The organism is Streptomyces flavusporus, from assembly GCF_046267975.1.
GTDB classification, from domain to species: Bacteria; Actinomycetota; Actinomycetes; order Streptomycetales; family Streptomycetaceae; genus Streptomyces; species Streptomyces flavusporus.
Genome location: NZ_CP176503.1, coordinates 9,400,677 through 9,423,858, shown reverse-complemented (window position 1 = coordinate 9,423,858; position 23,182 = coordinate 9,400,677). Strand labels below are relative to the sequence as shown.

Genomic DNA, 23,182 nt, shown 5'->3' with positions numbered 1-23,182 from the left:
CGGCCGTCCGTGAACTACCCGGACGCGCAGTCCAGGCTCTCGATGTCGACGGCGTCGGCGAGCGCCTGCATCCCCTTGTCGTTGGGGTGCAGGTGGTCGCCGTTGTCGAAGAACGGAAGGATGCGCTCGGGGTCGTAGGGGTTGCGCAGGATGCGGTCGAAGTCGGTGACCGCGTCGAACTCCCCGCTGTTCCGGATGAACGCGTTGACCTCCTGACGTACGGCTTCGGCGGCCGGATCCCATTCGGACCAGCCCTTGAAGGGCCCGACGGTGGCGCCGACGACACACTTGCCCGCCGCGTGCGCCCGGTCGACGATCTCGCGGTAGCCGGCGATGAGATCCTCGGCGGTCACGCCGGCGTGGGCCTTGATGTCGTTGACACCCTCGAAGAGGAACACGGTCCGGACGCCAGGGTGGGACAGGACGTCGCGGTCCAGCCGGTTGAGGGCGCTCTGCCCGGCGCCGTCGGCCAGGACCTTGTTGCCGGAGATCCCTTCGTTGGCCACGCCCTTGACGGTCGTGCCGGTCGCGGCCCGGAGCCGGCGGGCGAGGTAGTCGGGCCAGCGGCGGTTCAGGTCGGTGCTGGACTGCCAGCCGTCCGTGATGGAGTCGCCGAGCGCGACGACCGCGCCGGTCGACGCGCTCGTCCGGACGGTGACGGCGTCGAGGTAGAACCAGGAGCCGACGGTGTCCGTCCAGTTGGTGGCGCCCTCCTCGGCGGTGTGGTCGCCCTGAGCCGCGTAGGACGTCTGCATGGCCATCCAGTGGCCGGTCGCCGGTCCCGCCGCGTCCGGACTGTGCAGGCTGATCACCAGGTCCGTCGCGGCGGGCAGCCGGCCGGGCAGCGGGTCGCTGTAGGCGGTGGCGCCCGCGGGGACGGTGACGGAGCGCGCGCCGTCGAAGGTCAGCCGCCGGTTGCTGCCGGGTACCAGCTCGGCGCCCGTCCGCCGCACACCGGTGTAGACGCTGTCGAAGGTCACCGGCCGGTCCCCGAAGGCGTTGGAGAGCCGGATGCGCAGGTCGTCGCCGCCGACGCTGGTGCGTACGACGAGCCGGTAGCTGCGGTCGGGGGTCCCGTCGCCCATGCGGTCCGCACTGGCGCCCCAGGTGATGACGTCATGCCGGGTCGTCGCCGCCTGCGCCACCGTCGGCGTGCCCTGGAGGGCGACGGCGACGGCCAGGACCGCGATCAGGCGGCCCGGTCGGGCCAACCGGGCGGTCATCGGGCGAAGTCCCGGAGCGTGACGGACTCGCCGGGTTCGAGCGTGACCGTGCGGTGGACGCCCGCGTACGCCACGGTCGTGGTCCGGCCGCCGACGCTGCGGATCCGGGCCGAGGTCGGTTTCCCGTCCCGCCAGTCGAGGTCCACGACGAAGCCGCCGCGCGCGGCGACGCCCGTGACGTGCCCGGACGCGGCCCAGGCGTCGGGGAGGGCGGGGAGGAGTTCCAGGTGGCCGGGGCGGGAGTAGAGGAGCATCTCGATCATGGCGGCCGGGGTGCCGAAGTTGGCGTCGATCTGGAAGATGCCGCGGCCCTGTTCCACCTCGTAGATGTCGAAGAGGTTGAACGCGGTGCCGTTGCTGCCGCCGGTCGACGGGCGGAGGTTGTTGACGATGAGCCGGTAGGCGTTCTCCGCGTTCTTCAGACGGGCCCAGCACAGGCTGCGCCAGGCGTTCGCCCAGCCGAAGCTCTCCATGCCGCGGGCGGTGAGCTGGGCGGTGGCGCCGTCGACGATGTTCTTCGGGGTGGAGCCGTCGGGGCGGATGCGGTCACCGGGGAACAGCCCGACCAGTCCGGACAGGTGCCGGTGGGTCGTCTCGCCCAGGTTGTCCGGCGACATCCACTCCTCGAGCCAGCCCGTCTTCGGGCTCACCTGCGGCAGGTACAGCTTCCTGCGCAGGCCGGCGATCGTGTCGGCATAGCCGGTGTCCTTCTTCAACTCGGCGGACGCGGCGCAGAAGTTGCCGAACAGCGCCCACACCAGCTCCTGGGCATAGGTGATGCCCTTGGCGTCGAGCGGGCCGTGCTCCGGCGACCAGTCGCTGTCGGCGATGAGCACCTCCGTCGAGGTGCCGGGGAGCGTCGTGGTGAGCAGCCGAGCCTCCCAGAACTCGCAGGCGCCCTTGAGGAGCGGGTAGATCTTCGTCAGATGCTCTCGCGACTGGGTGTACTCGTAGTGCTCGTAGAGGCTGTTGCTCAGCCAGGCGTTGCCCGCGGGATGCCACCACCACCCGTTTCCGCCGTGGGGGTTGGTGGAGATGGCGACGGTCCAGCCGGCGATCTTCCCCGTGGAGTTGCGGTAGCGGTTGCGCGGGTCGTTGAACAGCCTCTGGGTGAGGTCGGTCCAGGACGGGAGCTGGTCGAGGCAGTAGTCGGTGAACGCGTCGAAGCACTGGGACAGGCCGGCGCGGTCGGCCATCCAGTAGTTCATCTGGATGTTGATGTCCGTGTGGTAGTCGCCCATCCAGTCCGGGTCGTTGCCGTCGAGCCACAGCCCCTGCAGGTTCAGCGGCAGGCTGCCGCGCGACCCGGAGATCATCAGGTAGCGGCCGAACTGGAGGTAGGCGGCCTCGAGTTCGGGGTCGGGGGCGCCGTCGCGGGCGCGGGCCTTGAGGCGTTCCCAGGTGTCCAGTTCGCGCTGGGCGGCCGTGGAGGTGCCGAGCGAGAGGCCGAGCTGCTCGTAGAGGGCGCGGTAGTCGGCGACGTGCGTGCGCAGCAGGGTGTCGGCCGAATGCCGGGCGGCGTTGCGGACTTTCGTGCGGGCCAGTTGCTCGGGGTCGAGAGAGGGGTTGCGGTAGTTCGCCGCCGCGTCGGGCGCGTAATTCGTGCCGCCGCTGACCACCACCGTGAGATTCCTGCACCCGGAGAAGTCGATCCGTGTGCCGTTCACGGCGACCTTGCCGCCGGTGCCGTACGCCTTGACGGCGGCGCCGTAGCGCAGCCCGTTGGCCAGGGAGGCCCCGAACGACTCGGCATGCGAAGGCTTCTCGCCGTGCGTGCCGCCGAGGGTGACGGAGCCGGTGTACCGGCCGCCGCCGCTCTGCGTGAAGTGCAGGACGATCACGTCGTCGGGCCGGCTGGCGAAGATCTGCCGGCTGTAGGTGACGCCGGAGCGGACGTAGGAGCTGGTGACCAGGCCCTGGGAGAGGTCGAGGGTACGGCGGTAGCCGGAGACGGCGGACAGGTCGTGGTCGGGGATGTCGACCGTCAGTCCGGCGAGCAGGGTGAAGGAGCCGAAGTCGGCGCGGCCGTAGGGGAACTGGCCGTCGGCGTCCAGGGTGTCGTTGAGGCCGCCGGTCCACATGGTGGCGTCGGTGATGAGCAGCAGTTCGCGGCCGGGGTCGTTGCTCGCGAGGGCGCCGAGGCGGCCGTTGCCGACCGGCAGGCCCTGTTCGATCAGCGAGCCCTCGTCGCCGGGGGCCTGCCACCACAGTTCGTTGCGGGCCGAACCGGTGAGGAGCGGCGAGGTTGCCGGGCGCTGCGGGGCCGCGGAGGCGGTGAAGGCGGGCAGGCCGCCGAGGGCGGCGGCGAGCGAGCCCGTCGTGGCGAGGGAGAGCAGGGTTCTTCTGCTGGGGTCGGGAGAGCGCGGGTTCATGTGCGGCTCCGGAAAACGTCGGGGGCGGGGGCCCGGCGCAGGGCCGGGCCCCCGGGGGAGGGTCAGGAGGAGGACTTCGGTACGTCGACCCGGTCGATGTCCGGCGCATAGCCCGAACCGCTGTCGAAGGTGATCGTGTTGGTGCCCGCCTTGAGCATCACGGGTACGTAGACGCTGTTCACCGTCCCCCAGTCGCCGGTGGACGGGAACTTGTGACGGGTGGCGCCGCCGCCGTTGGCAAAGACGTCGGCCGAGCGGGAATCGCCGCTGATGTAGGCGACCTTGATCTGGTAGGTGCCGGCCTTGTCGACGACGACGTTGTTGAGGGTGAGCTTGCCGCCGAGGTAGAGGTTGCCGACCTTGCGGCCGTCGGAGCAGGCGGAGCAGTCGGCGACCGAGGCGTTGCCGCTCAGGGTGTTGGCGGAGGCCTCGGCCTCGTAGCCGGTGGAGGTCAGGGCGGTGCCGCGCGGGGTGACGGTGAACAGGCGGGAGCCGTGGGCGGGCAGCGCCTGAGTGATCTTGTTGGTGTAGGTGCCGAGGTTCTCCTTGTTCCACAGGTCGCGCACCGAGGCCTTGCCGGTGAAGCCGAGGGTGGCCCAGTTCGCGCTCACCGAGGCCGGGGAGTCGGCCAGGTTGAACAGTGCGACCGTGTACGTGCCGTTGGGGTTCTTCGCCGCCCACACCTGCTGCGGGTCGGACGGGGTGACCGGCTTCGCGGGCGGGGTGTCGCCCTGGTTGATCGCGATGACCTCGCGGTTGGTCAGCAGGGAGAGGCCGTAGGAGTCCAGCTTGGTGAGGTCGTCGCCGGTGTACAGCGGGGACTTGGCGATCGCCCACAGGGTGGCGTAGCTCTGCCGTTCGGCCTTGGTGAGGCCGTCCATCTCGCCGTTGCCGACGTTGAGGGTGTCGAGGTCGTTCCAGCCGCCGGGGCCGGCGTGCCGAGTCCAGGCCGGCGTGTCGTCCCAGCGGTCGTCGACGGAGTTCTCCCAGGTGACGAGGGTGTTGCAGTAGCACTCGACGTCGGTGTCGATGCGCCAGCCGTTGGAGTACTTCTTCCAGTCCTCGGCGTGTCCGATGTCCAGGGACCAGGACAGTTCCAGGTGGATCGGACGTCCGGTCGCGGCGATCGCCTTCTGCCAGGCGGCCACGTCGGCGACGTTGTTGTACTGGTCGCCGCTCTTGAAGGAGCCGGGGCCGACGCCGTCGAGCTTCAGGAAGTCGTAACCCCAGTCGGCGAACAGCTGTGCCTGGGAGTCGATGTACTTCTGCGCGCAGGGATCGGAGAAGTCGATCTTGTACGCGCTGTCCCAGCCGTTGGTGGTGCGCAGGTCGTCGTACACGATGTCGGCGGTGGTGCAGCCCTCGGCGTTCCAGATCGGCGTCTTGCCGTCGTCGTACGCCTCCTTCTCCAGACCGACGGGGAGGTAGATGCCGGCCTTGAGACCCTTGGCGTGGATGTCGTCGGCGACCGCCTTCATGCCCCTGGGGAAGCGGTCCGGGTCGGCCTTCTGACGGCCGTATTCGTCGAACTCGGGCTTCCAGGCCTGGTCGCGCCACCAACCGGCGTCGATGTTGACGTACTCGTAGCCGTACGGCTTCAGCTTCTTGGCGAGGGCGTCGGCCTGCTTCAGGACGTTCGCCTCGGTCAGGTAGCTGTAGTCGCCGTCCGGGTTGAGTCCCGGGTACTTGGACGACTGCATGCTCCAACTCGACCAGCCCATGTAGGGCTTGGCCGCGAGCGCCGGGTCGGCGTCGGTGTCCGGGGTCGCGTGCGCGGCCGGGGCGGCCGTCGCGAGGGCCGCGGTGACGGCCAGGACGACCACGGCTCTCAGACCGCGTTCGGGCAGGACGGAGTACGAGGATGACCGCATGGGTCGTGCCTCCTGGGGGTCGGTTCAGCTGCGGGTGGGGTAGGGCTGGTTCCGGTCCGTGGTGATGAAGCTCTGGATGGCGGTGGCCGCGGCGCCGCGGGCCCACTCCTCGAAGGGCAGCGGGCGGGTCCGTACGTCGCACCGGGCGGCGGAGCCGAACGCGGCCGCGGCGAAGGCGTCGCGGATCTGTTCGGCGAACAGGTCGTAGGCGGCCAGCCCCTCACCGGAGATGATCACCAGCTCGGGTCCGAGGAGGTTGGCCACCGTGGCGATGCCGCGGCCGATCGCCTCCCCCGCGCGCGCGTACACCGCGCGTGCCCCGGCATCGCCGCGGTGGGCGAGGGCCAGTGCCTGCGCCGAGTCGGCGACCTGCACGCCGGTCGCCTCCCTGATCCCGGCGAGGATCGCCGTGTCCCCCGCGATCGCCTCCACGCAGCCCCGGTTGCCGCAGTGGCACGGCGGCCCTGCCGGGTCGACGGCCACATGGCCGATCTCTCCGGCCACACCGTGCGCGCCGGCGACCACCTGGCCGTGCACGACCAGGCCGCAGCCGATGCCCGCGCCGACGGTCACCACGGCGAAGTCCGACAGCCCCACTCCGGCCCCGAACCACTGCTCGGCGACGGTCAGGGCACGTACGTCGTTGTCGACGGTGACCGGCAACCCGGTCGTCATGGCGGCGAGTTCGGCGAGCGGCACGTCCCGCCACTCCAGGAAAGGCGAGTAGCGGACGGCCCCAGCGGCCCTGTCGACGTCACCGGAGACGGCCAGGCCGAGGCCCAGGACCGGTACCCCGAAGCCGTCCGCCTCGGTGAGCAGTTCCCGTACCAGGTCCGCGATCGCCGCCAGTACCGGCTCGGGGCCACGGTCGGGCAGCGGCACATGCCGGGCGACGCGGATGCGGCAGCACAGGTCCGTGAGGACGCCGATGAGTTCGTCACCGGTCACCTTGACGCCGATGAACAGGGCCCGACCGCCTTCCACCCGCACCGGGTTCGCGGGCCGGCCGAGCGCGCGACGGGTCTCTTCGTCCGTGTCCTCGACCAGATATCCGGCCTCGATCAGCGGCCGGACCGCCTTGGTCACCGCCGCCGCGGACAGCCCCGTCCTCTCGGCCATCTCCGAGCGGGTGAGAGGGCCGTGGGACAGGACGGTGGTGAAGATCTGCGAAGCGGCGGGCGTGGCGGCCGGGAACGTCTCGGCGGGGGAGGTCGAGCGCATGGCCGAGAACCTAGGGGTCTTATTTTCTGCTGTCAATGAAAGAAGCAGAACTCGTCGGAAGGTCGATCGATATGGGCATTTTGCCTTTGAAAGCAAGGAAATATCAGCGATCCATCGAATGATCGAAGGGGATCAGCCTGCCGGGAACCGCCGTTCAACGATGGACGTTGTCCGAGCAACCCCACCAGACCTCGGCCTACAACAGGGCGGCACCATGAGCGAGTTGGTCCCCGGGGGCAATCTGCCCCTTCCGGGCGGCGCCCTGACCGTGCGGGTTCCCGGTCCCTTCGACGTGTCCGCGCTCATCACGGACGACGGCGGCAAGGTCCGGGGCGACGGCGACTTCGTCTTCTACAACCAGCCGGCCGCCCCAGGAGCCCGGCTGCGCGGCGACACGCTCACCGTCGATCCGCCCCGACTGCGCGCCGGGGCCACCCGGGTCACCGTGGTCGTCAGCCCCGCCGACCCCGGCACTGAGCTGGGCCGACTGCCCACCCCCACGCTGTACGTCACGGATCCGGGCGGCCGCACGCTGGCCCGGTTCGCTCCTTCGCGCCCCGGCCAGGAGACCGTCCTGCTGCTCGCCGAGATATACCGGCGCGGTGCGGGCTGGAAGCTACGAGCACTCGGGCAGGGGTACTCCGACGGACTGGCGGGCCTGGCCCGCGACTTCGGTGTCGACGTGCTGGACGACACGCCGTCCGACCCTGCACCACCCTCCCTCCCGGCGCGCGGCGCCCCCGACCCGGACGGATTCCTCGGCCTGGTCAACTCCGCCCGCGCCCGCGTGGGTTCCCCGCCCGTCTCCCCGGACCCCCGCCTGACCACCGCGGCCCGTGAACACGCCACGGCCATGGCGGCGGCGGGACGGCTCGGCGTGGAGAGCCGGGACGGCGTCTCGGTCCACCAGCGCGTCACCGCCGCCGGGTACGCGTACCTCACCGTCGGCGAGCATCTCGTCTCCGGACCGCGCACGCCGGCGGAGTTCGTGGACTACTGCCTGCGCACGGACGGACCCAGCCGCACGCTGCACGACCCGGCCTTCATCCACACCGGCCTGGCGTACGTGCGCGGCGGCCGCTCCGGGGACACGTACTGGACCGCCCTGTGGGCCAGGCCCCTCACCCCGGCCGATCTGACCCGCACGGCGGCCGAGGTCGTCGAGCTCACCAACCGTGAACGCACCCGGGCCGGTCTGCCGCCGCTGGCCGTCGACCCCGTGCTGACCACGGCCGCACAAGCGCACAGCGCGGACATGGTGGCCCGGGACTTCTACTCCCACACCGCGCCCGACGGGAGCCAACCCTGGGACCGGGCCGCCGCCGCGGGGTCCACCCGGCGCTCGATCGGTGAGAACATCGCCTGCGGTCAGCGCTCCCCCGCCGAAGTCGTGACCGGCTGGATGAACAGCCCCGGCCATCGCGCCAACATCCTCAAGCCCGGCTTCACCCACATCGGGATCGGCTTCGCCGGCGGCGGCCGCGCGGGGACGTACTGGACCCAGCTCTTCGGCGCATGACGACACACCACCCCGACCGGTCCGCGACCTTGGCGAAACCACATCCTCCGGACAGGATGCCCCCATGAAGGGTGACCTCTTTTCCAGCGAGCACATGGTGCAGCCGGCCACGGCGCCGGGCATGACCGTCGAGAACGCCAAGTGCATCAGATACGCGGTCGACAGCGAGATGCTCGCCCGCCAGGGCGCGATGATCGCCTACCGCGGCAACCTCGCGTTCGAGCGCAAGGGCCAGGGCGTGGGCGGCATGCTCAAGCGCGCGGTCACCGGCGAGGGGTTGCCCCTCATGGCGGTGCGCGGACAGGGCGAGGCCTGGTTCGCGCACGAGGCGCAGAACTGCTTCATCGTCGAGGTCGAGCCCGGCGACGAGTTCACCGTCAACGGCCGCAACGTCCTGTGCTTCGACGCCTCGTTGGCGTACCGGATCGCCACGGTGAAGGGCGCGGGGATCACCGGCGGCGGCCTGTTCAACAGCGTCTTCACGGGGCACGGCAGGCTCGGGCTGGTGTGTGACGGCAACCCGCTGGTCATCCCGGTCTCGGCGCAGTACCCGGTGTACGTCGACACGGACGCGGTGGTCGGCTGGTCCGCGGGGCTGCGGACCTCGCTGCACCGTTCCCAGTCCATCGGCTCGATGCTGCGCGGCGGTTCCGGGGAGGCCGTCCAGCTGATGCTGCAGGGCGAGGGGTACGTCGTGGTGCGACCGAGCGAAGCGACACCGCCCAAGGCGCAGCAGCACTGAGCGCCACTGACGTGATCTGCGCCTCACGGGCAACCTCGCCGCACGCGCCGACGTCTTGATCCACAGCAGGTGAGGCCCTGGCCCTCCCCGGGGGGGCCAGGGCCTCTTTCCAAGGCGCTATACATGCCATGTATACACACAGCGTAGAGATGGTGTGTACAGCCGTGACGGCGAAGGGCATCCATGTACGGCAAGGCAGTTGCCCCGGAGTATCAGGGCGCACTCACCACCCTGTCCGTGAACTCCTCACTGGTCGACGTACTGGCCACCGGCACCGAGCAGTTGAGGGCCGCGGAACGGGCCGGGCAGCCGGGCGAAGTGGCCCGCTGCGGCCTCGCGGTCGCCGAGGCGCACCGACGGCTGGGACAGGTGCGGGACGCGGACCGGGCGTGGAAGGCGAGTTACCGCGCGGCCCGGGACGCCGGGGACACCGCCGCGATGGCCTGGGCGCTGTGGAGCGGCGGGACCCTGGCCCGGCAGCGCGGCGCATTCGCCCTGGCCCGGCGGCTGCTGGGGCTCGCGGCCGAACTCGGTGAGCGGGGCGACGACATCGTGGTGCGTGGTTACTCGCTGGCGGGCCTGGCCGAGACCGGCCGCATCCAGGGCGACTACGAGGCCGTCGGCAGGCTGCACGAGCAGCTTCTGGCGGAGGCCCGCAGGCGCGGCGAGGCGCGGCACACCGTGTGGGCGCTGGAGGGCATCGCGCAGATGCACCGCAACTCCGGTGCCTACGACCGGGCGTACGCCCTGTTCGAGGAGGCGGCGCAGATCGCCGCGCGCGCCGACGACCGGCGCGGCCACGCCTGGGCACTGCGCGGGCTCGCCGACGTCGTCTCCGTGCGGGACGGTGACACGGAGCGGGCGCTGGCCCTGCTGTCCGAGGCGGAGACGACCTGCCGCGCGATGAACCTGACGAGTGCGCTGGCGTACAACCACAAGATGCGCGGCAACGTCCACTACCGCGCCGGGCGGTACACCGAGGCCCGGAACCTGTACGAGCAGGCACTCGCCGAGTTCCGCGCCATGAGCGAACCGCGCGGGGAGGCGCTCGCCCGGCTGGGCCTGGCCAAGTCCCTGGCCCGGCTGGGCCGCGACCGCACCGAGACGGCGGCCGAACTGGCCGACCTGGCCCGGACGTTGGAGCGGATCGGGCTGCGGCATGCGCGGGAGATGGTGGCCCGGGCCGAGGAGGAGCTCGGTCTCGACACGCGCCGGGCGCTGGAGGCCGTACGGTGACGGCGCTGCACACGGCTGTCCAGGCGCCCGCCTCGGCTCCCGAAGTCCTCGTCCGCTGCCGGGAGTTGGTGCGGCCGACGCTGCAGGAGGCCGTCGGGCGGATGCATCCGTGGGTGGGCGAGATGGCCGCGTACTCCTTCGGCTGGTGCGAGGTGGGCGGCACTCCGGTCGGCGCACCGGGCGGCAAGGGGGTCCGGCAGGCCCTGGCCGTGCTCGGCGCCGAGGCCGCGGGCGCACCCGGGCTGTGCGGGGTGCCCGCGGCGGTCGCGGTGGAGCTGGTGCACGCCTTCTCGCTGCTGCACGACGACATCATGGACGGCGACACGACCCGGCGCCGCCGCCCCACGGTGTGGAAGGCGTACGGCACGGGCCCGGCGGTCCTCACGGGCGACGCGCTGTTCGCGCTGGCCGTCGAGACGCTCGCCGGGGCACCGGCCGGCCCGGACGCCCTGCGTCTGCTGTCCGGGGCGCTGGGCGACCTGGTCCGCGGTCAGGCCGACGACCTGCTGTTCGCCGAGCGGCCCTGGAGCGGTCCGCGGCGCGTGCGGCCCGCGGAGTACCGGGCGATGGCCGAGCACAAGACGGGCTCACTGCTCGGCGGCGCACTCGCCCTGGGTGCCCTCCTCGGCGGCGCGCCACCGGCCGCGGTGGCCGCCCTCGACCGCGCCGGACGGCAGCTGGGCATCGCCTTCCAGATCCTGGACGACGTGCTGGGCATCTGGGGCGACCCCGCCGTCACCGGCAAGCCGGTGCTCGCCGACCTGCGGGAGCGCAAGAAGACGTTCCCGGTGCTGCTCGCCCTGCAGTCCCCCGATCCGGCCGCCGGCCGCCTCGCCGCGCTGCTGGAATCGGCCGGGGAGCCGGCCGAGGCGGCCGCGTTGATCGACGAGGCGGGTGGCCGTACCACGGCGCTGGCCGAGGCGCACCGGCACATCACCGCAGCCGACGCGGCCCTCACGGGCGTACCGCTTCAGGCGCGGGCCGTCGCCGAGCTGCGGGCGCTGCTGGACTTCCTGGTGCGGCGCGATCTGTAGCCGGAGCCGTCCGGTCACCGAAACCATGTTGACCAGCGGCCCCGCCCACGTCAGGGTTCAGAACGGCGCGGCCCCACCACCGACGCTGCCGTGCCGGAAGGGTGAGCTCCTTGATCGGCATCTCGGACATCGAAGCCGCCGCCGAGCGGATCGCCGGACATGTCATTCAGACCCCCACGGTGCCGAGCCCCGGCCTGTCCGGACTGCTCGGCGTCCCGGTGACCGCGAAGCTGGAACTCCTGCAACGCACCGGCTCCTTCAAGGCGCGCGGGGCGGCGGCCAAGCTGCTGTCGCTGAGCGAGGCCGAGCGGGCCGCCGGCGTCGTGGCGGTCAGCGGCGGCAACCACGGGATCGCCCTCGCGGTCATGGCGGCCGCCCTCGACGTGAAGGCGACGGTGGTCATGCCGCGCTCGGCGCCCGCACGGGCGGTCGAGATCGCCCGCGACACCGGTGCGACGGTGCGCCTGACCGACGACATGGGCGGCGCGTTCAACCTCGTGACCGAGCTGCGGGACGAGGGCCTGACGCTGGTGCACCCCTTCGACGACCCCGTGGTCGTCGCCGGACAGGGCACCGTGGGGCTGGAGTTCGCCGACGACGCGGACGAGGTCACCGACGTGCTGGTCAGCGTCGGGGGCGGCGGGCTGATCTCCGGTGTGGCGGCGGCCCTGCGCGCACGCCGCCCCGAGGTGCGGATCTGGGGCGTGGAGACCGAGGGCGCCGAGGCCATGTCCGAGGCACTGGCGGCGGGCGGCCCGGTGCCGGTCGCGCTGTCGTCGATCTCGTCCACGCTCAGCGCCCCCTCGGTGTCGCAGCTGACGTACGACCATGTGTCCGCCCTGGTCACCGATGTCCTCGTGGTCCCCGACCGGGACGCCGTACGGGGCTGTCTGGACCTCGCCGAACACGCCAAGGTGTGGACGGAACCGGCCGCCGGCTGTCTGCTGCCCGCCGCCCGCCGGGTCGTGGAACGGATCGGCGACGGCTGTCGGCTCGGCCTGGTGGTGTGCGGGGGCAATGCGTCGACCGCCGACGTGATGACCTGGGCGGGCCGCTTCGGCGTACTTTGACGCATCGTCAAAATTTGACGATCGCACGAATATGCACCCGCCGCGTTGAACGCCTGCCGTCGCGCCCCGCGTACCAGTGGCAAAGGTGAGAGCAGGCGTTCAACGAGGGATGACCATGGGCAAGGCGTACGTCTCCGCACACGAGTTGGTCGCCGGAAGGTACCGGCTCCTCGAGGCCGTCCATCGCGAAGCGAACCGGGTGTGCTGGTACGGGGAGGACGTCGAGGCCGGGCGGCCCTGTCTGGTGACGCAGGTCGGGCTGCCGGACGAGCCCGGCGGGGAGAGCGCGCGCCGGACGGTCGGCCGCATCATGCGCACATCGGAGACGATGGGGCGGCTGTGCCCCGGCCGGGTCGCGCCCGTCGTCGACGCCGTGGAGGAGGCGGGCGCGCTGTGGACGGTCACCGAGTGGGTGGGCGGCACACCGCTCGGTGAACTCCTCACCGAGCAGGGCCCGTTCAACTATGTGCGGGCGGCGCGGATCGGGCTGGAGCTGCTCGACGTGCTGGAGGCGGCGCACGGTCATGGCATCACACACGGCGAGCTGAGCCCCGGGCAGGTGTTCGTCCGCGAGGAGGGCCCGGTCGTCGTGGCGGGCTTCGGACTGGCCGGCGCGACGCTGGCACCGCGGCTCGCTGCACCCTCGTACGCCTCCCCCGAGCAGGCCCGTGACGAGCGGATCGGCCCGGCGGCCGATCTGTGGGCGCTCGGCGCGATCCTCTACACCATGGTCGAGGGGCGCCCGCCGTTCCGGGACCGGGACCGGCCCGAGGCCACGCTGAAGGGCGTGGACCGGCTCCCGCTGCACACACCGCAGCGCGCCGGACCCCTCACCCAGGCCGTGCAGGGGCTGCTGCGCAAGGACTCCCGGGAGCGGCTGACCCGGCCGGTGGTGCGCGAGGCCCTCACCCGGGTGGTGAACGAGGACCCCGACGCGGCCCTGCCGGCGGCGCCGACGCCCCGTCTGCGCCGCGCGTACGCCGCCGCCTGCCACGCCACCGGACCGGGGTGGAGCAGACGAACCATGATCGCCGGGACGGCGCTCGCCGTCGTCACCGTCGCCGTCGCCGTCCTCGCGGTGACCCGCGGCCTGCCCGACGACGACACCTCCGCGTCCGGGGCACAGCCCACTCCCCCCACCTCGGCCGCGCCCCCGCAGACGGACCGCCCGTCCGTGCCGTCGACACCGGCGCCGACCCCGACCCCGACCCCGACGGCACCACCCACCACCGCGACCCCGTCGGCCCCGGCGACGGCCCTCCCGCAGGGTTTCCGCCGTTACGACTCACCCGAGGGCTTCTCCATCGCCCTCCCGGACGGCTGGCAGCCGCTGCGCACCAGCCGCGTGTCCGACCTGGCGTACCGCGTGGTCCTCGGCGCGCCGGACGACCCGCGCACGCTGGCGGTGACCTACAGCGAACGCGTCGGCGACGACCCGGTCGCCGTCTGGCGCGACGACGTCGAACCGGACCTGAAGCAGCAGGCCGACGACTACCAGCGGGTCGGCGAGATCCAGGCGACGACCTACCAGGGGCGCGAGGCCGCCGACATGCAGTGGGTCGTCGAGGCCGACGGCACTGTGGTGCGCACCTTCGGACGCGGCTTCCTCATCGGAGGCGGCCGCGGCTACTCGCTGCGCTGGACCACGCCCGCCGACGACTGGGAGGACGCCGAGAACCAGCAGGCCCTGGACACCTTCCTGCGGACCTTCCGGACGCCCTTGGACTGAGCCCCCGTTTCTGCCGACCCGACGCGGAAACTCGCCCTTCATGGTGCAAATCGGATACACGATAATGACCGAACAGGCCGGCCCCCGTGAGCTCGTCGACCATGTGGTGCGCGCCGAGGAGGCGGGTTTCGACTTCTCGGTGACCTCGGACCACTACTTTCCGTGGCTGCGCTCGCAGGGTCACTCCCCGTACGCGTGGAGCGTGCTGGGCGCGGCGGCGCAGGCGACGTCCCGCATCCCGCTGATGACGTACGTGACGTGCCCGACCTTCCGCTACCACCCGGCGGTGGTAGCGCAGAAGGCGGCGACCGTGCAGCTGTTGTCGCAGGGCCGGTTCCGGCTCGGCCTCGGGTCGGGTGAGAACCTCAACGAGCGTGTGGTGGGCGGCGGTTGGCCGTCCGTGGACGTGCGGCACGAGATGCTCGAGGAAGCGGTCCACATCATCCGGGAGCTCTTCGCGGGCGGCCATGTGACCCATCGCGGCACGCACTTCGACGTGGAGTCGGCCCGGCTCTGGGACCTGCCCGACGAGCCGCCACCCATCGGCATCGCCGTCTCCGGAGAACGTTCCTGCGCGCTGGCCGGCAGACTCGCCGACCTGGTCATCGCGACGGAACCGAAGCCGGGGCTGCTGGACGCCTTCGACCGGCACGGCGGTGCGGGCAAGCCGCGCGTGGGCCAGCTGCCCGTCTGCTACGACCCCGTCCGCGACACCGCGGTCAAGCGGGCGCATGCGCAGTTCCGCTGGTTCGGCAGCGGCTGGAAGGTGAACGCGGAGCTGCCGCACCCGGACTCCTTCGAGTCGGCCACCCAGTTCGTCACACAGGACGACGTCGCCGACTCGATCCCCTGCGGTGACGACCCGGAGGACTTCGTCGCAGCCGTACGCCCGTACGCCGAGGCCGGGTTCACCGAGATCGCCCTGGTGCAGATCGGCGGCGAGTCGCAGCCGGACTACCTGGACTGGTCGGCGAAGACCCTGCTGCCCGCACTGCGCGACGCCCTTGACTGAGCATCACGCGTACAACGGGGTACCAGGGCTCTCTACGACCGCTCTCCTCGGAGGCCCCTCGTGAACCCCTACGTGCACAGGACTCTGGTCATGCAACTGCAGGCGGGCGCCACGGACCGCTTCCCCGTCCTCGCCCACCTGAGCTACGACGCGGACGACCCGTTCGCCGTCACCGTGGTGTTCAGTCACGACGGCCGGGTACTCGCCCGGTGGCGGCTGGACCGGGAGATGCTCCAGGACGGGCTGCGCCGGCCGGTCGGAACGGGCGACGTGCGGTTCCGTCCGGTGTCGACGGGGGCGTGGGCGGAACTGCGCATGGAGTTCTTCGGCGCCGCCCGGCCGGACGGCGGACGGCATCACGCGGTGGTGTTCGCCTGGGCCCCGGCGGTCGAGGCGTTCCTGCGCCGGACCCATGACGTGGTCGCGCCCGGTCAGGAGCGCTTCCGCGTCGACGGCTTCCTGGCGGAGGTCATCGCCGAGGCGGAGCGGGGCGGTGGTTGAGCAGCCCCGGTCGGTCGGTGCCCCCGCCTCGCCGTCCGTCACCGGCTCGTATGGTGGTGCCGCGTCCACATCGGCAGGGCGTACCAGCACAGCAGGTACCACACGAGCACGGCGGTGACCAGCCACGGCACACAGGGGTTGTGGGTCGCCACCCTCAGGATGAGCAGCAGCGAGCAGGTCATGGTGGCGAGCAGCAGGACAAGACCCACGAAGGTCAGCCGGGACGCCCACGTCACCGCCTGCGGTTTCACCCTTCGGCCGGAGACAAGGCGGTGCAGGGAGACCGGTCCGATCAGTGCGCCGGTCGCTGCGGCGCCCAGGACGACGGTCACGATGTAGATCGTCTGGTCCGTGTCCTCCAGGGTCCGGTACGTGGGGGTGAACACGACGGTGAGCAGGAAGCCGAACAGGATCTGCACGCCCATCTGCGCAACGCGGACCTCCTGGATGAGCTCCCCCCACATGCGGTCGGCTCTCTCCTCCTCGGTCTCGTTGCGCCCCCTGGGCCTGCTCGGACGGCCTTCCGTGATCGACACTGTTCCTCCCGGTGCGAGCGACCGACGTCCTTCCCACCCGGGTTCCCCGTGCGCGCCAGAAGTGTCCGGGCAACCGACGGTCCGCCGTGCGGTCCTCCCGCGGTCACCCGGACATCCGCCGGACAGCGGCTACCAGCGGCCCTCCACCTGGTCCTTGATCCGCCGGTCGTAGAGGTCCTGGATCGCGGTGAGCGTGGCGTCGGGCAGGGCCGGCAGCCTGGCGGCGGCCGCGTTGGCGCGGGCCTGCTCCGGTGAGCGGGCCCCGGGGATCACCGTGGTCACGCCGGGCTGCTGGACGATCCAGCGCAGTGCCAGTTGGGCCGGGGTGTACCCGTCGGGGGCGAGGGCGGCGAACTCGGCGGCGGCCTCGACGCCGGTGGCGTAGTCGACGCCGGAGAAGGTCTCGCCCTGGTCGAAGGACTCGCCGTGCCGGTTGAAGGTGCGGTGGTCGTTCTCGGGGAAGACGGTGTCCTTGGTGTACTTGCCCGACAGCAGGCCCGAGGCCAGCGGCACCCGGGCGATGATGCCGACGCCGGCCTCGCGGGCGGCCGGGAGCACCTCGCGCAGGGGCTTCATGCGGAACGGGTTGAGGATGATCTGCACGCTCGCCACGTTCGGGCGGGCGATCGCGGTCAGTGCCTCGGCGCAGGTCTCCACGCTGACGCCGTACGCGGCGATGCGCTCCTCCTCGACGAGGGTGTCCAGGGCGTCGAAGACCTCGTCCGCGGAGTAGACGGGGGTGGGCGGGCAGTGCAACTGGACCAGGTCGATGCGGTCCACGCCGAGGTTGCGCCGGGACCGGTCGTTCCAGGCGCGGAAGTTGTCGAGGACGTAGTTCTCGGGGATCTGGTCGACGCGGCGGCCCATCTTGGTCGCGACCAGCACGTGCAGATCCGGCCGACTGCTCAGGAACGTGGCGATGGTCTGCTCGCTGCGTCCGTCGCCGTAGACGTCGGCGGTGTCGAAGAAGGTCACTCCCGACTCCGCAGCGGCCTCCAGCACTGCGAGGGCTTCCTTGTCGTCGACGTCGCCCCAGTCGGCACCCAACTGCCAGGTGCCGAGGCCGACGACGGACGCATGCTGACCCGACCTGCCGAATTCACGTTCATCCATGGCGTCAGTCTGTCACCCGGCACGCCCGCGCACGGACGCCCGGTCCTGCAACCGCACTTCGTTTCAACCGATATCGTATCGAATGAACGGATGGCTGTAGTGTGACCTCATGACCGCCGACATTCCTCACCGAACCACCGCCTCGCGCGCGACCGACCGCCCCGGGGATGAATCGCCGTTCGCGCTCGGCTTGCTGCTGCGCCGGGCGCACTTGCGTGCGGCCACGGTGATGACGGAGGCGCTCCGGCCGCTCGGTCTCGAGTTGCGGCATTTCGCCGTGCTGATCGAGCTGGTCAACCACGGCCCCACGGTGCAGCGGGACCTGGCGACGGCGACAGGGTCGGACAAGGCGGGAATCATGCGGGTGGTGGACGACCTGGAGCGCAGGGGGCTGGCCGTGCGCAAGGCCGTTCCGGGGGACCGGCGGGCGCGGGCGGTGGAGATCACGCCTCAGGGACGCGAGCTTTTCGACGCAGCTCATGTGGCGGCGGAGCCGCTGGCTGAGCGCCTGGTTGCCGAACTGGGGCCGGGCGAGCCCGAGCAGCTGACGGATCTGCTGACCCGGTTCGCCCATCCCGCAGGCGGTGAGGCGTAAGCGCGCCCGTCCCGCAGGCGGTGAGGCGTAAGCGCGCCCGCGCGACGGTTGCCTGCCGCGCGGGCGCGCTTGCGCCTCATGCGGCTTACGCGGCGAGACGCTCCGCGAGTTCCTTGGCCTTGGTGGCCGCGTCCTCGAGGGCGCGCTCGCGGGAGGCCTCGTAGAGGGGGACCAGTTCGGACATGGCCGGGTTGCGGGGGGCCAGGGTGAGTTCCGGGACGATGAAGTCGACGTCCAGGCCGAGCATGCCCTTCAGGACGGCCTCCAGGTAGTTCTGTACGAACTCGTTGCCCTCACGCGGGGTGCCCGGCGCGTAGGAGCCGCCGCGGCTGGCGACGACGGTGACCGGGGTGCCCTTGGCGGAGGGGTTCTCGCCCGAGGTGCGGCCGACCATGATCACGTTGTCCAGCCACGCCTTGAGGGTCGACGGGATCGAGTAGTTGTGCATGGGGGCGCCGATCAGGACGGCGTCCGCCTGCTCCAGCTCCTCGATGAGCTTCTCGCGCGCGGCGAACGCGGCGGACTGCTCCGGGGTGCGCTCGGACGGGGCGGTGAAACCGGCGGACCAGGCGTCGGCGGTGATGTGCGGGACAGGGTTGGCGGCGACGTCGCGGTAGATCACCGTGCCTTGCGGGTGCTGTTCCTCCCAGGCCTTGCGGAAGGCGTCCGCGACCGAACGGGACGAGGACGCCTCGCCGGGAAACGCGGACGAGTCGATGTGCAGCAGCGTGGCCATGGACTTTCTCCAAAGAGCGGTGCCCGAGGCGGGGAACCAAGGACTGAGGATTCGTACTCGACGATAGTTAAGCACGAGATGGTATTGAGTGATACCATCGCAAGTGAAATGGAAGCGGAAAAGGGAGGGCGCGTTGAGCAGATGGGACTTAGGCGATCATGGACGTCTATGAGGCGGTCACGAGCCGACGGGCAGTGCGCGGATTCACCGACCGGCATGTCCCGAGGGAGGTGCTGGAGCGCGTGCTGTCAGCCGCGGCCTGGGCACCGTCCGCATCGAACATCCAGCCGTGGCACGCCTACGTGCTGACCGGCGCGCCGCTGGCCGAACTCAAGAAGCGCGTCGGCGAGCGCCTGGCCACAGGCGACCCCTGGGACGAGCCGGAGTACGAGCAGTACCCGTCCGCGCTGAAGTCCCCCTACTGCGAGCGCCGATCCGCCTTCGGTGCGCAGCGCTACGGTGCACTCGGTATTGCGCGCGAGGACCTGGAGGCGCGCCAGAGGGCCGCTTCCGCGAACTGGGACTGTTTCGGCGCACCCGCCGCCCTGTTCTGCTACATCGACCGCGACATGGGCCCGGCCCAATGGTCCGACGTCGGCATGTATCTGCAGACCGTCATGCTGCTGCTCCGCGCCGAAGGGCTGCACAGTTGCCCGCAGATGGCGTGGGCGAAGTATCGCAGGACCGTCGCGGAGGTCCTGTCACCCCCGGACGAGCTCATCCTCTTCTGTGGCATGTCGATCGGGTTCGAGGACGTCACGGTGGATCACGCCCGTACGGGCCGGGCGCCGCTCGACGAGACGGTCACGTTCGTCGACGGTTACTGACACCGCCCGCCCTCAGCCGACGTGGCGGGGCCCTTACAGCATCGGGTCGTCCGTCGCCACGGTCGCGCCGTGGCGGGCGCAGATGAGCGCGATCACGGTGTCGGTGGTGCGGTCGAGGTAGCTGCGGCCGTCGGGCAGCCGGGCCTCTCGGCTGATGTAGCTGCGCGGCCCGAGGTGAGTGGCCGGGTCGAGACGATGCACGGTGATCTTCCCGGCGCGGCGGGCGCGGTTCCATCCGCTGCGGCGGAACAGCCGCCAGCGCTGAGGGAACATCCAGGTGCCGACCCGCTCGATCCGGTCGCTCGCACTGGTGAGCTGATGCACGTGCTCGGCTTGCGTGACGTCGTTGGCGCCGTTGTGGAACCCACCGAGTGTGATCACCATGAGCGGGGAGCGCAGCTGGGTGTGCAGTTCGTCGACCGCGCCCGTGGCGACCTGGGCGCCGCCGCTGTAGCTGAGCAGCACCACCGGGATACCGCTGTCGGGCTGGTAGCCGGCGAGCCGGAGCTGCGTGGCGATCTGGGAGCCGACGGCCCGGTTGTACAGGGGCCGGTACCGGTGGTCGGCGGCGACGAAGACCTGCATGACGTTGTGCAGGAACAGCAGCAGCCCGATGTGACGGCGCAGCCACGCCCACACCGGCCGATCGGCGAGCGGGTCGGCCAGCGGCGAGTAGGGCTGCACCTGGCCCAGCACCCGCAGCTCCGGCGCTCCGGCGATCACGGCCTTGACCAGCTGGCCGCCGTCCCGGGTGTCGCGGAAGCGGCGTTTGCCGATGCCGTCCAGGTAGACCAGGTAGGCATCCGGGGGACTGTCAGGTGCCGCACCCCGGGCATAGGGCACGCCCTCCGGGAGCTCGGTGACAGGGGCCCGCCAGCCGGCGCTGTAGGCCATGACCTCGTAGCGGGCCAGCAGTCCTTCGGCGAGCAGAACCGGCCCCAGCGCGCAGACCCAGAGCAGGACATCGTTCATGCGATCACCTCCGGTGCCCTCGTCGCACTGATCCTCACGACCAGACGACGAACACCCTCCACAGCAACACCAAGACCGGCCCCGGCGACGGCCACGCACCCGGCGGCGCCCCACCAACCGAGCCCGGTCGCCGTTGCGAGCGGGCCGGCCAGACCGGCCCCGACGCCCACAACGAGCAGCAGGTGGAGCAGGGGTCCGAGCAACGGGAAGGCAAGGACGGCAGCGAGCACCAGCGGGGCGACCAGGCTCGGCGTCCACTCCAACCCGGTGCCTGGCGGTGGGGAGGACAGCACAAGCTCGGCCAGGGTCCACGCGGTCAGCGGCCACAGCGCGAACACGGCACCCTCGACGAGGCCGGCGGGCAGCAGCAAGCCGGCCACAAACGTCCGGGACATGCCAGGCCGGCGCGCCACCAGCGGGAGGATGCGTCCGGCGGCCTCCGACAGCCCGGCGAACAGCAGCAGGACAACGACGACGGGTGACATCACTCAGCCTCGCTGTGGCGATCTACGGGAGCCGACTGACGGACCGAGCCGGCCGCTTGCACATACCGCTCGAGTTCGTCGGCGGCGCGCTGATATCCCCCCGCCTCGTGCTGGGCGATCTTCAGGGTGGCCGCGGCTGCCCGGAACCCGGGGTCGTGGAGCAGGCGCCGGGCGAGGGCACGCACGGAGCCCCTGGCGACGTCCTGGGTACGGATCGACAGGCCGGCGCCGAGCTCGACGACCCGCCGGGCCACCATCGGCTGGTCGGCGCCCTGCGGGACCACCAACATCGGAACCCCGGCGTGCAGGGCCTCGTTGACGCTGTTCATCCCGCCATGGGTGACGAACAGCGCCGCGCGGGCCAGCACCTCCGGTTGCGGCACGAAGCGGCGGGTGAGCACGTTGGCCGGCAACGGACCCAGTGCGTCGGGATCGGTCTGCCCGGTGGAAACGATCACGGTGCCGCCCAGCGGGGCGAGCTCGGTGGCGAAACTGCGCAGCAGCTGCGGGTCGGCGTTGAACACCGTGCCCAGCGAGGCGTACAGCACCGGGTCCTGGAGCCGGTCGGCCGGGAACGACGGGTCGAGCGGTCGGGCGCCGATGCTCGGGCCGACGAACCGGTAGGACTGGTCGAAGTCCTCGACGGCAGGCTGGAACTCCCGCGAGGTGTAGACCAGATTGAGCGGCTGGCGGATGTTCCCCAGGTCGAGCAGTGGCAACCGACGCGCGTCGAAGCGGCGGTGCAGCTCCCAGCGCGACCGCAGATAGCTCTGGACGCTGCGGGGCCGGGCCGCAGCCGCGGCCAGCAGCTCCCAGGAGCCGCGGGTGGGACTGGGCACATGCCGGTTGAACGCGAACGTGGTGAACGACGACGCCGCCGGCACCCCGAGTTCGCTGGCGGCGACCGCACCCCACAAACAGGCGTTGTCGTGGACGATCAGGTCGGGCCGGACGCGGCGCAGGTCGGCGAGCACTGGGGGCAGCAAGCCGACGGCGGTGCGCGCGAGCCCTTCCACCAGCGTGACCGGCGTCGGCGGATCGGGGAGCGGCTGGTCGCCCCCGGGGTAGAGGCACACGGTCGCGCCGGCGGCCTCGATCTCCGCACGGAACGCGGGTGAGGTGTGGTACGTGACGGTGTGACCGCGCCGGACCAGCTCGGCCACGACCGGCAGCGTCGGGTTGACGCGCCCGTGCATGCCGATGTTGAGGAAGGCGATGGTACTCACAGGCCGGCCTCCGATATGGGAGAAGTCGACGCTTCGCCCGGGCCGGCGGACGTCGCCGAAGGGCCGTGGAGCCGATACAGGCCCGGCCCACTGATGCGCAGCCCGTCGAGAAAGCGCCCCGCCGTGAGCTCCGCGGTGCTGATCAGCCGCTGGGAATGCCCGAAGTCCCACGGGGCGGGCCAGGCCTCGATGCCGGTGGGCAGCACGACGGTCGGGATGTGCCGGGACACCTCCCGCAGGTCACGCTCGATCTGATGGTGCAACAGCAACAGCCCGGCCCTGGCGGCGATCGCACCGGCACGCCGACGCGGGACGACCGGGCTCAACGCCGAGCTCTCCGGCCCGGTCGACAGCACCACCACGCTGGCCGCCCCGGCCTGCTGGGCCGCCAGTACCGGGACATAGGCGATCACCCCGCCGTCGACGAGCGTCCGGCCCTCACGATCCACCGGGGGCAGGATCCCGGGAATGGCGGTGCTGGCCAGCAACGCGGACTCGAGGTCTCCCTCATCGAGCAGCGCCGGAGCGCCGGTGACCAGGTCCATGGCCACCGCGGTGAACGGGACCGCCAGCTGCTCGATCCGCGACGGCAGCCCAGCCCGGGCGATCAGTCGGCGCAGGCCGCGATCGGTGAAGACGCTGGCCCGTGAGGACAGGTAGCCGAGCGGATACACCTCACGGCGACGCAACTGGGTCCACACGTTGTCCAGCCACGGCGCGGCTCTGTCGGGGTGGGCGGCCGCGATGGCCCCGTTGAGGGCACCCACCGAGGTTCCGATGATCATGTCCGGGTGGAACCCGCGCTGCTCCAGCGCGTACCCGACACCGACATGCGCCGCGCCGAACACGCCACCGGCGCCCACCACCGCGGCCACGGGACGGGGAAGGGCGCACAAGCCCACCGATGCCGGGTCCCCCTTGTCACGCGTCACGGTTCGAGGCCTCTCATGGCCACGACCACTCGCCGAGTGGCCCCCGCTGACGCCAGAGCGTGCCCATGAGACTGGCCCCCGACCGGTACCCCTCATGATGATCGACCTTTCTCACCACGGCACTGAATCGGATTGATCCCTCAACTAGGACCAGGCAGCCACCCGATCTGTGACACCGCAAACGAAAGTCAACGACACAGACCCTGACGGCCCTGGCGAAGTCCGGTGCG

General features: G+C 71.4%; 21 protein-coding genes. 10 read left to right on the top strand and 11 right to left on the bottom strand.

Going from position 1 to position 23,182, the window contains the following annotated elements:
- Nucleotides 1-14: 14 nt before the first annotated feature.
- The 4 genes from ACKTSN_RS44435 to ACKTSN_RS44420 all read right to left on the bottom strand — a co-directional run bounded on the left by ACKTSN_RS44435 (nucleotide 15) and on the right by ACKTSN_RS44420 (nucleotide 6,687).
- The gene (locus tag ACKTSN_RS44435; RefSeq protein ID WP_409474240.1) at nucleotides 15-1,223 is read right to left on the bottom strand and encodes an SGNH/GDSL hydrolase family protein; all 1,209 of its coding nucleotides are present in this window, start codon (nucleotides 1,221-1,223) and stop codon (nucleotides 15-17) included.
- Complete coding sequence (locus ACKTSN_RS44430) at nucleotides 1,220-3,595, bottom strand: glycosyl hydrolase family 95 catalytic domain-containing protein (RefSeq protein WP_409474239.1); 2,376 nt, start codon at nucleotides 3,593-3,595, stop codon at nucleotides 1,220-1,222. Before ACKTSN_RS44430 ends, ACKTSN_RS44435 begins: the two co-directional genes overlap by 4 nt.
- Before the next feature lie 62 nt (nucleotides 3,596-3,657).
- Nucleotides 3,658-5,466 (bottom strand): alpha-galactosidase D, encoded by a 1,809-nt coding sequence (locus ACKTSN_RS44425; RefSeq protein WP_409474238.1) that lies wholly within the window; start codon nucleotides 5,464-5,466, stop codon nucleotides 3,658-3,660.
- 24 nt (nucleotides 5,467-5,490) lie between these two features.
- Nucleotides 5,491-6,687 carry an ROK family protein gene (locus tag ACKTSN_RS44420; protein ID WP_409474237.1) on the bottom strand — a complete coding sequence of 399 codons (1,197 nt, stop codon included), beginning with the start codon at nucleotides 6,685-6,687 and terminating at the stop codon, nucleotides 5,491-5,493.
- 214 nt (nucleotides 6,688-6,901) lie between these two features.
- Here ACKTSN_RS44420 and ACKTSN_RS44415 point away from each other — a divergent pair, with 214 nt between their 5' ends.
- From ACKTSN_RS44415 to ACKTSN_RS44380, 8 genes are all read left to right on the top strand, one after another.
- Nucleotides 6,902-8,206, top strand: coding sequence for a CAP domain-containing protein (locus tag ACKTSN_RS44415; RefSeq protein WP_409474236.1), 1,305 nt, complete (start codon nucleotides 6,902-6,904; stop codon nucleotides 8,204-8,206).
- A gap of 64 nt (nucleotides 8,207-8,270) precedes the next feature.
- Nucleotides 8,271-8,948 carry an AIM24 family protein gene (locus ACKTSN_RS44410; protein ID WP_409474235.1) on the top strand — a complete coding sequence of 226 codons (678 nt, stop codon included), beginning with the start codon at nucleotides 8,271-8,273 and terminating at the stop codon, nucleotides 8,946-8,948.
- 183 nt (nucleotides 8,949-9,131) lie between these two features.
- Complete coding sequence (locus ACKTSN_RS44405; protein ID WP_409474234.1) at nucleotides 9,132-10,184, top strand: tetratricopeptide repeat protein; 1,053 nt, start codon at nucleotides 9,132-9,134, stop codon at nucleotides 10,182-10,184.
- Complete coding sequence (locus ACKTSN_RS44400) at nucleotides 10,181-11,218, top strand: polyprenyl synthetase family protein (protein WP_409474233.1); 1,038 nt, start codon at nucleotides 10,181-10,183, stop codon at nucleotides 11,216-11,218. The genes ACKTSN_RS44405 and ACKTSN_RS44400 overlap by 4 nt, the downstream gene beginning before the upstream one ends.
- Nucleotides 11,219-11,328: 110 nt before the next feature.
- Nucleotides 11,329-12,288 (top strand): threonine/serine dehydratase, encoded by a 960-nt coding sequence (locus ACKTSN_RS44395; RefSeq protein WP_409474232.1) that lies wholly within the window; start codon nucleotides 11,329-11,331, stop codon nucleotides 12,286-12,288.
- Between the two features lie 109 nt (nucleotides 12,289-12,397).
- A complete protein-coding gene (locus ACKTSN_RS44390; RefSeq protein ID WP_409474231.1) occupies nucleotides 12,398-14,017 on the top strand; it encodes a protein kinase domain-containing protein in 1,620 nt (539 codons plus the stop codon).
- Between the two features lie 40 nt (nucleotides 14,018-14,057).
- Nucleotides 14,058-15,029 carry an LLM class F420-dependent oxidoreductase gene (locus ACKTSN_RS44385; protein ID WP_409474230.1) on the top strand — a complete coding sequence of 324 codons (972 nt, stop codon included), beginning with the start codon at nucleotides 14,058-14,060 and terminating at the stop codon, nucleotides 15,027-15,029.
- A gap of 60 nt (nucleotides 15,030-15,089) precedes the next feature.
- Nucleotides 15,090-15,530 (top strand): SsgA family sporulation/cell division regulator, encoded by a 441-nt coding sequence (locus ACKTSN_RS44380; protein WP_409474229.1) that lies wholly within the window; start codon nucleotides 15,090-15,092, stop codon nucleotides 15,528-15,530.
- Between the two features lie 38 nt (nucleotides 15,531-15,568).
- Here ACKTSN_RS44380 and ACKTSN_RS44375 read toward each other — a convergent pair whose 3' ends face one another.
- Both ACKTSN_RS44375 and ACKTSN_RS44370 read right to left on the bottom strand, forming a co-directional pair.
- Nucleotides 15,569-16,066, bottom strand: a complete 498-nt coding sequence (locus ACKTSN_RS44375) for a DUF6328 family protein (RefSeq protein ID WP_409474228.1) — start codon at nucleotides 16,064-16,066, stop codon at nucleotides 15,569-15,571.
- Between the two features lie 129 nt (nucleotides 16,067-16,195).
- The gene (locus tag ACKTSN_RS44370) at nucleotides 16,196-17,179 is read right to left on the bottom strand and encodes an aldo/keto reductase (protein ID WP_409474227.1); all 984 of its coding nucleotides are present in this window, start codon (nucleotides 17,177-17,179) and stop codon (nucleotides 16,196-16,198) included.
- A gap of 109 nt (nucleotides 17,180-17,288) precedes the next feature.
- On the opposite strand from ACKTSN_RS44370, the gene ACKTSN_RS44365 reads away from it, so the two are divergent.
- Nucleotides 17,289-17,774 (top strand): MarR family winged helix-turn-helix transcriptional regulator, encoded by a 486-nt coding sequence (locus tag ACKTSN_RS44365; RefSeq protein ID WP_409474226.1) that lies wholly within the window; start codon nucleotides 17,289-17,291, stop codon nucleotides 17,772-17,774.
- An 85-nt stretch (nucleotides 17,775-17,859) separates the two neighbouring features.
- Here the strand turns inward: ACKTSN_RS44365 and ACKTSN_RS44360 are convergent, their stop codons facing one another.
- Nucleotides 17,860-18,510 (bottom strand): FMN-dependent NADH-azoreductase, encoded by a 651-nt coding sequence (locus tag ACKTSN_RS44360; RefSeq protein ID WP_409474225.1) that lies wholly within the window; start codon nucleotides 18,508-18,510, stop codon nucleotides 17,860-17,862.
- Nucleotides 18,511-18,668: 158 nt separating this feature from the next.
- Here ACKTSN_RS44360 and ACKTSN_RS44355 point away from each other — a divergent pair, with 158 nt between their 5' ends.
- The gene (locus ACKTSN_RS44355; protein ID WP_409474224.1) at nucleotides 18,669-19,337 is read left to right on the top strand and encodes a nitroreductase; all 669 of its coding nucleotides are present in this window, start codon (nucleotides 18,669-18,671) and stop codon (nucleotides 19,335-19,337) included.
- A gap of 33 nt (nucleotides 19,338-19,370) precedes the next feature.
- Here ACKTSN_RS44355 and ACKTSN_RS44350 read toward each other — a convergent pair whose 3' ends face one another.
- From ACKTSN_RS44350 to ACKTSN_RS44335, 4 genes are read right to left on the bottom strand one after another with little or no spacing between them, the layout of a single operon-like run.
- On the bottom strand, nucleotides 19,371-20,309 hold the full coding sequence (locus tag ACKTSN_RS44350) for a hypothetical protein (RefSeq protein ID WP_409474223.1): 939 nt from the start codon (nucleotides 20,307-20,309) through the stop codon (nucleotides 19,371-19,373).
- On the bottom strand, nucleotides 20,306-20,794 hold the full coding sequence (locus ACKTSN_RS44345) for a hypothetical protein (protein WP_409474222.1): 489 nt from the start codon (nucleotides 20,792-20,794) through the stop codon (nucleotides 20,306-20,308). The genes ACKTSN_RS44350 and ACKTSN_RS44345 overlap by 4 nt, the downstream gene beginning before the upstream one ends.
- Nucleotides 20,794-22,020 carry a macrolide family glycosyltransferase gene (locus ACKTSN_RS44340; protein ID WP_409474221.1) on the bottom strand — a complete coding sequence of 409 codons (1,227 nt, stop codon included), beginning with the start codon at nucleotides 22,018-22,020 and terminating at the stop codon, nucleotides 20,794-20,796. The genes ACKTSN_RS44345 and ACKTSN_RS44340 overlap by 1 nt, the downstream gene beginning before the upstream one ends.
- Nucleotides 22,017-22,952, bottom strand: coding sequence for a patatin-like phospholipase family protein (locus tag ACKTSN_RS44335; protein ID WP_409474220.1), 936 nt, complete (start codon nucleotides 22,950-22,952; stop codon nucleotides 22,017-22,019). The genes ACKTSN_RS44340 and ACKTSN_RS44335 overlap by 4 nt, the downstream gene beginning before the upstream one ends.
- Between the last annotated feature and the right edge of the window lie 230 nt (nucleotides 22,953-23,182).

Bases quoted from the DNA above. Each gene is read 5' to 3' on its own strand.
- ACKTSN_RS44435 (WP_409474240.1), bottom strand. From the start codon at position 1,223: ATGACCGCCCGGTTGGCCCGACCGGGCCGCCTGATCGCGGTCCTGGCC.
- ACKTSN_RS44430 (WP_409474239.1), bottom strand. From the start codon at position 3,595: ATGAACCCGCGCTCTCCCGACCCCAGCAGAAGAACCCTGCTCTCCCTC.
- ACKTSN_RS44425 (WP_409474238.1), bottom strand. From the start codon at position 5,466: ATGCGGTCATCCTCGTACTCCGTCCTGCCCGAACGCGGTCTGAGAGCC.
- ACKTSN_RS44420 (WP_409474237.1), bottom strand. From the start codon at position 6,687: ATGCGCTCGACCTCCCCCGCCGAGACGTTCCCGGCCGCCACGCCCGCC.
- ACKTSN_RS44415 (WP_409474236.1), top strand. From the start codon at position 6,902: ATGAGCGAGTTGGTCCCCGGGGGCAATCTGCCCCTTCCGGGCGGCGCC.
- ACKTSN_RS44410 (WP_409474235.1), top strand. From the start codon at position 8,271: ATGAAGGGTGACCTCTTTTCCAGCGAGCACATGGTGCAGCCGGCCACG.
- ACKTSN_RS44405 (WP_409474234.1), top strand. From the start codon at position 9,132: ATGTACGGCAAGGCAGTTGCCCCGGAGTATCAGGGCGCACTCACCACC.
- ACKTSN_RS44390 (WP_409474231.1), top strand. From the start codon at position 12,398: ATGACCATGGGCAAGGCGTACGTCTCCGCACACGAGTTGGTCGCCGGA.
- ACKTSN_RS44385 (WP_409474230.1), top strand. From the start codon at position 14,058: ATGGTGCAAATCGGATACACGATAATGACCGAACAGGCCGGCCCCCGT.
- ACKTSN_RS44370 (WP_409474227.1), bottom strand. From the start codon at position 17,179: ATGGATGAACGTGAATTCGGCAGGTCGGGTCAGCATGCGTCCGTCGTC.
- ACKTSN_RS44365 (WP_409474226.1), top strand. From the start codon at position 17,289: ATGACCGCCGACATTCCTCACCGAACCACCGCCTCGCGCGCGACCGAC.
- ACKTSN_RS44360 (WP_409474225.1), bottom strand. From the start codon at position 18,510: ATGGCCACGCTGCTGCACATCGACTCGTCCGCGTTTCCCGGCGAGGCG.
- ACKTSN_RS44355 (WP_409474224.1), top strand. From the start codon at position 18,669: ATGGACGTCTATGAGGCGGTCACGAGCCGACGGGCAGTGCGCGGATTC.
- ACKTSN_RS44350 (WP_409474223.1), bottom strand. From the start codon at position 20,309: ATGAACGATGTCCTGCTCTGGGTCTGCGCGCTGGGGCCGGTTCTGCTC.
- ACKTSN_RS44345 (WP_409474222.1), bottom strand. From the start codon at position 20,794: ATGTCACCCGTCGTCGTTGTCCTGCTGCTGTTCGCCGGGCTGTCGGAG.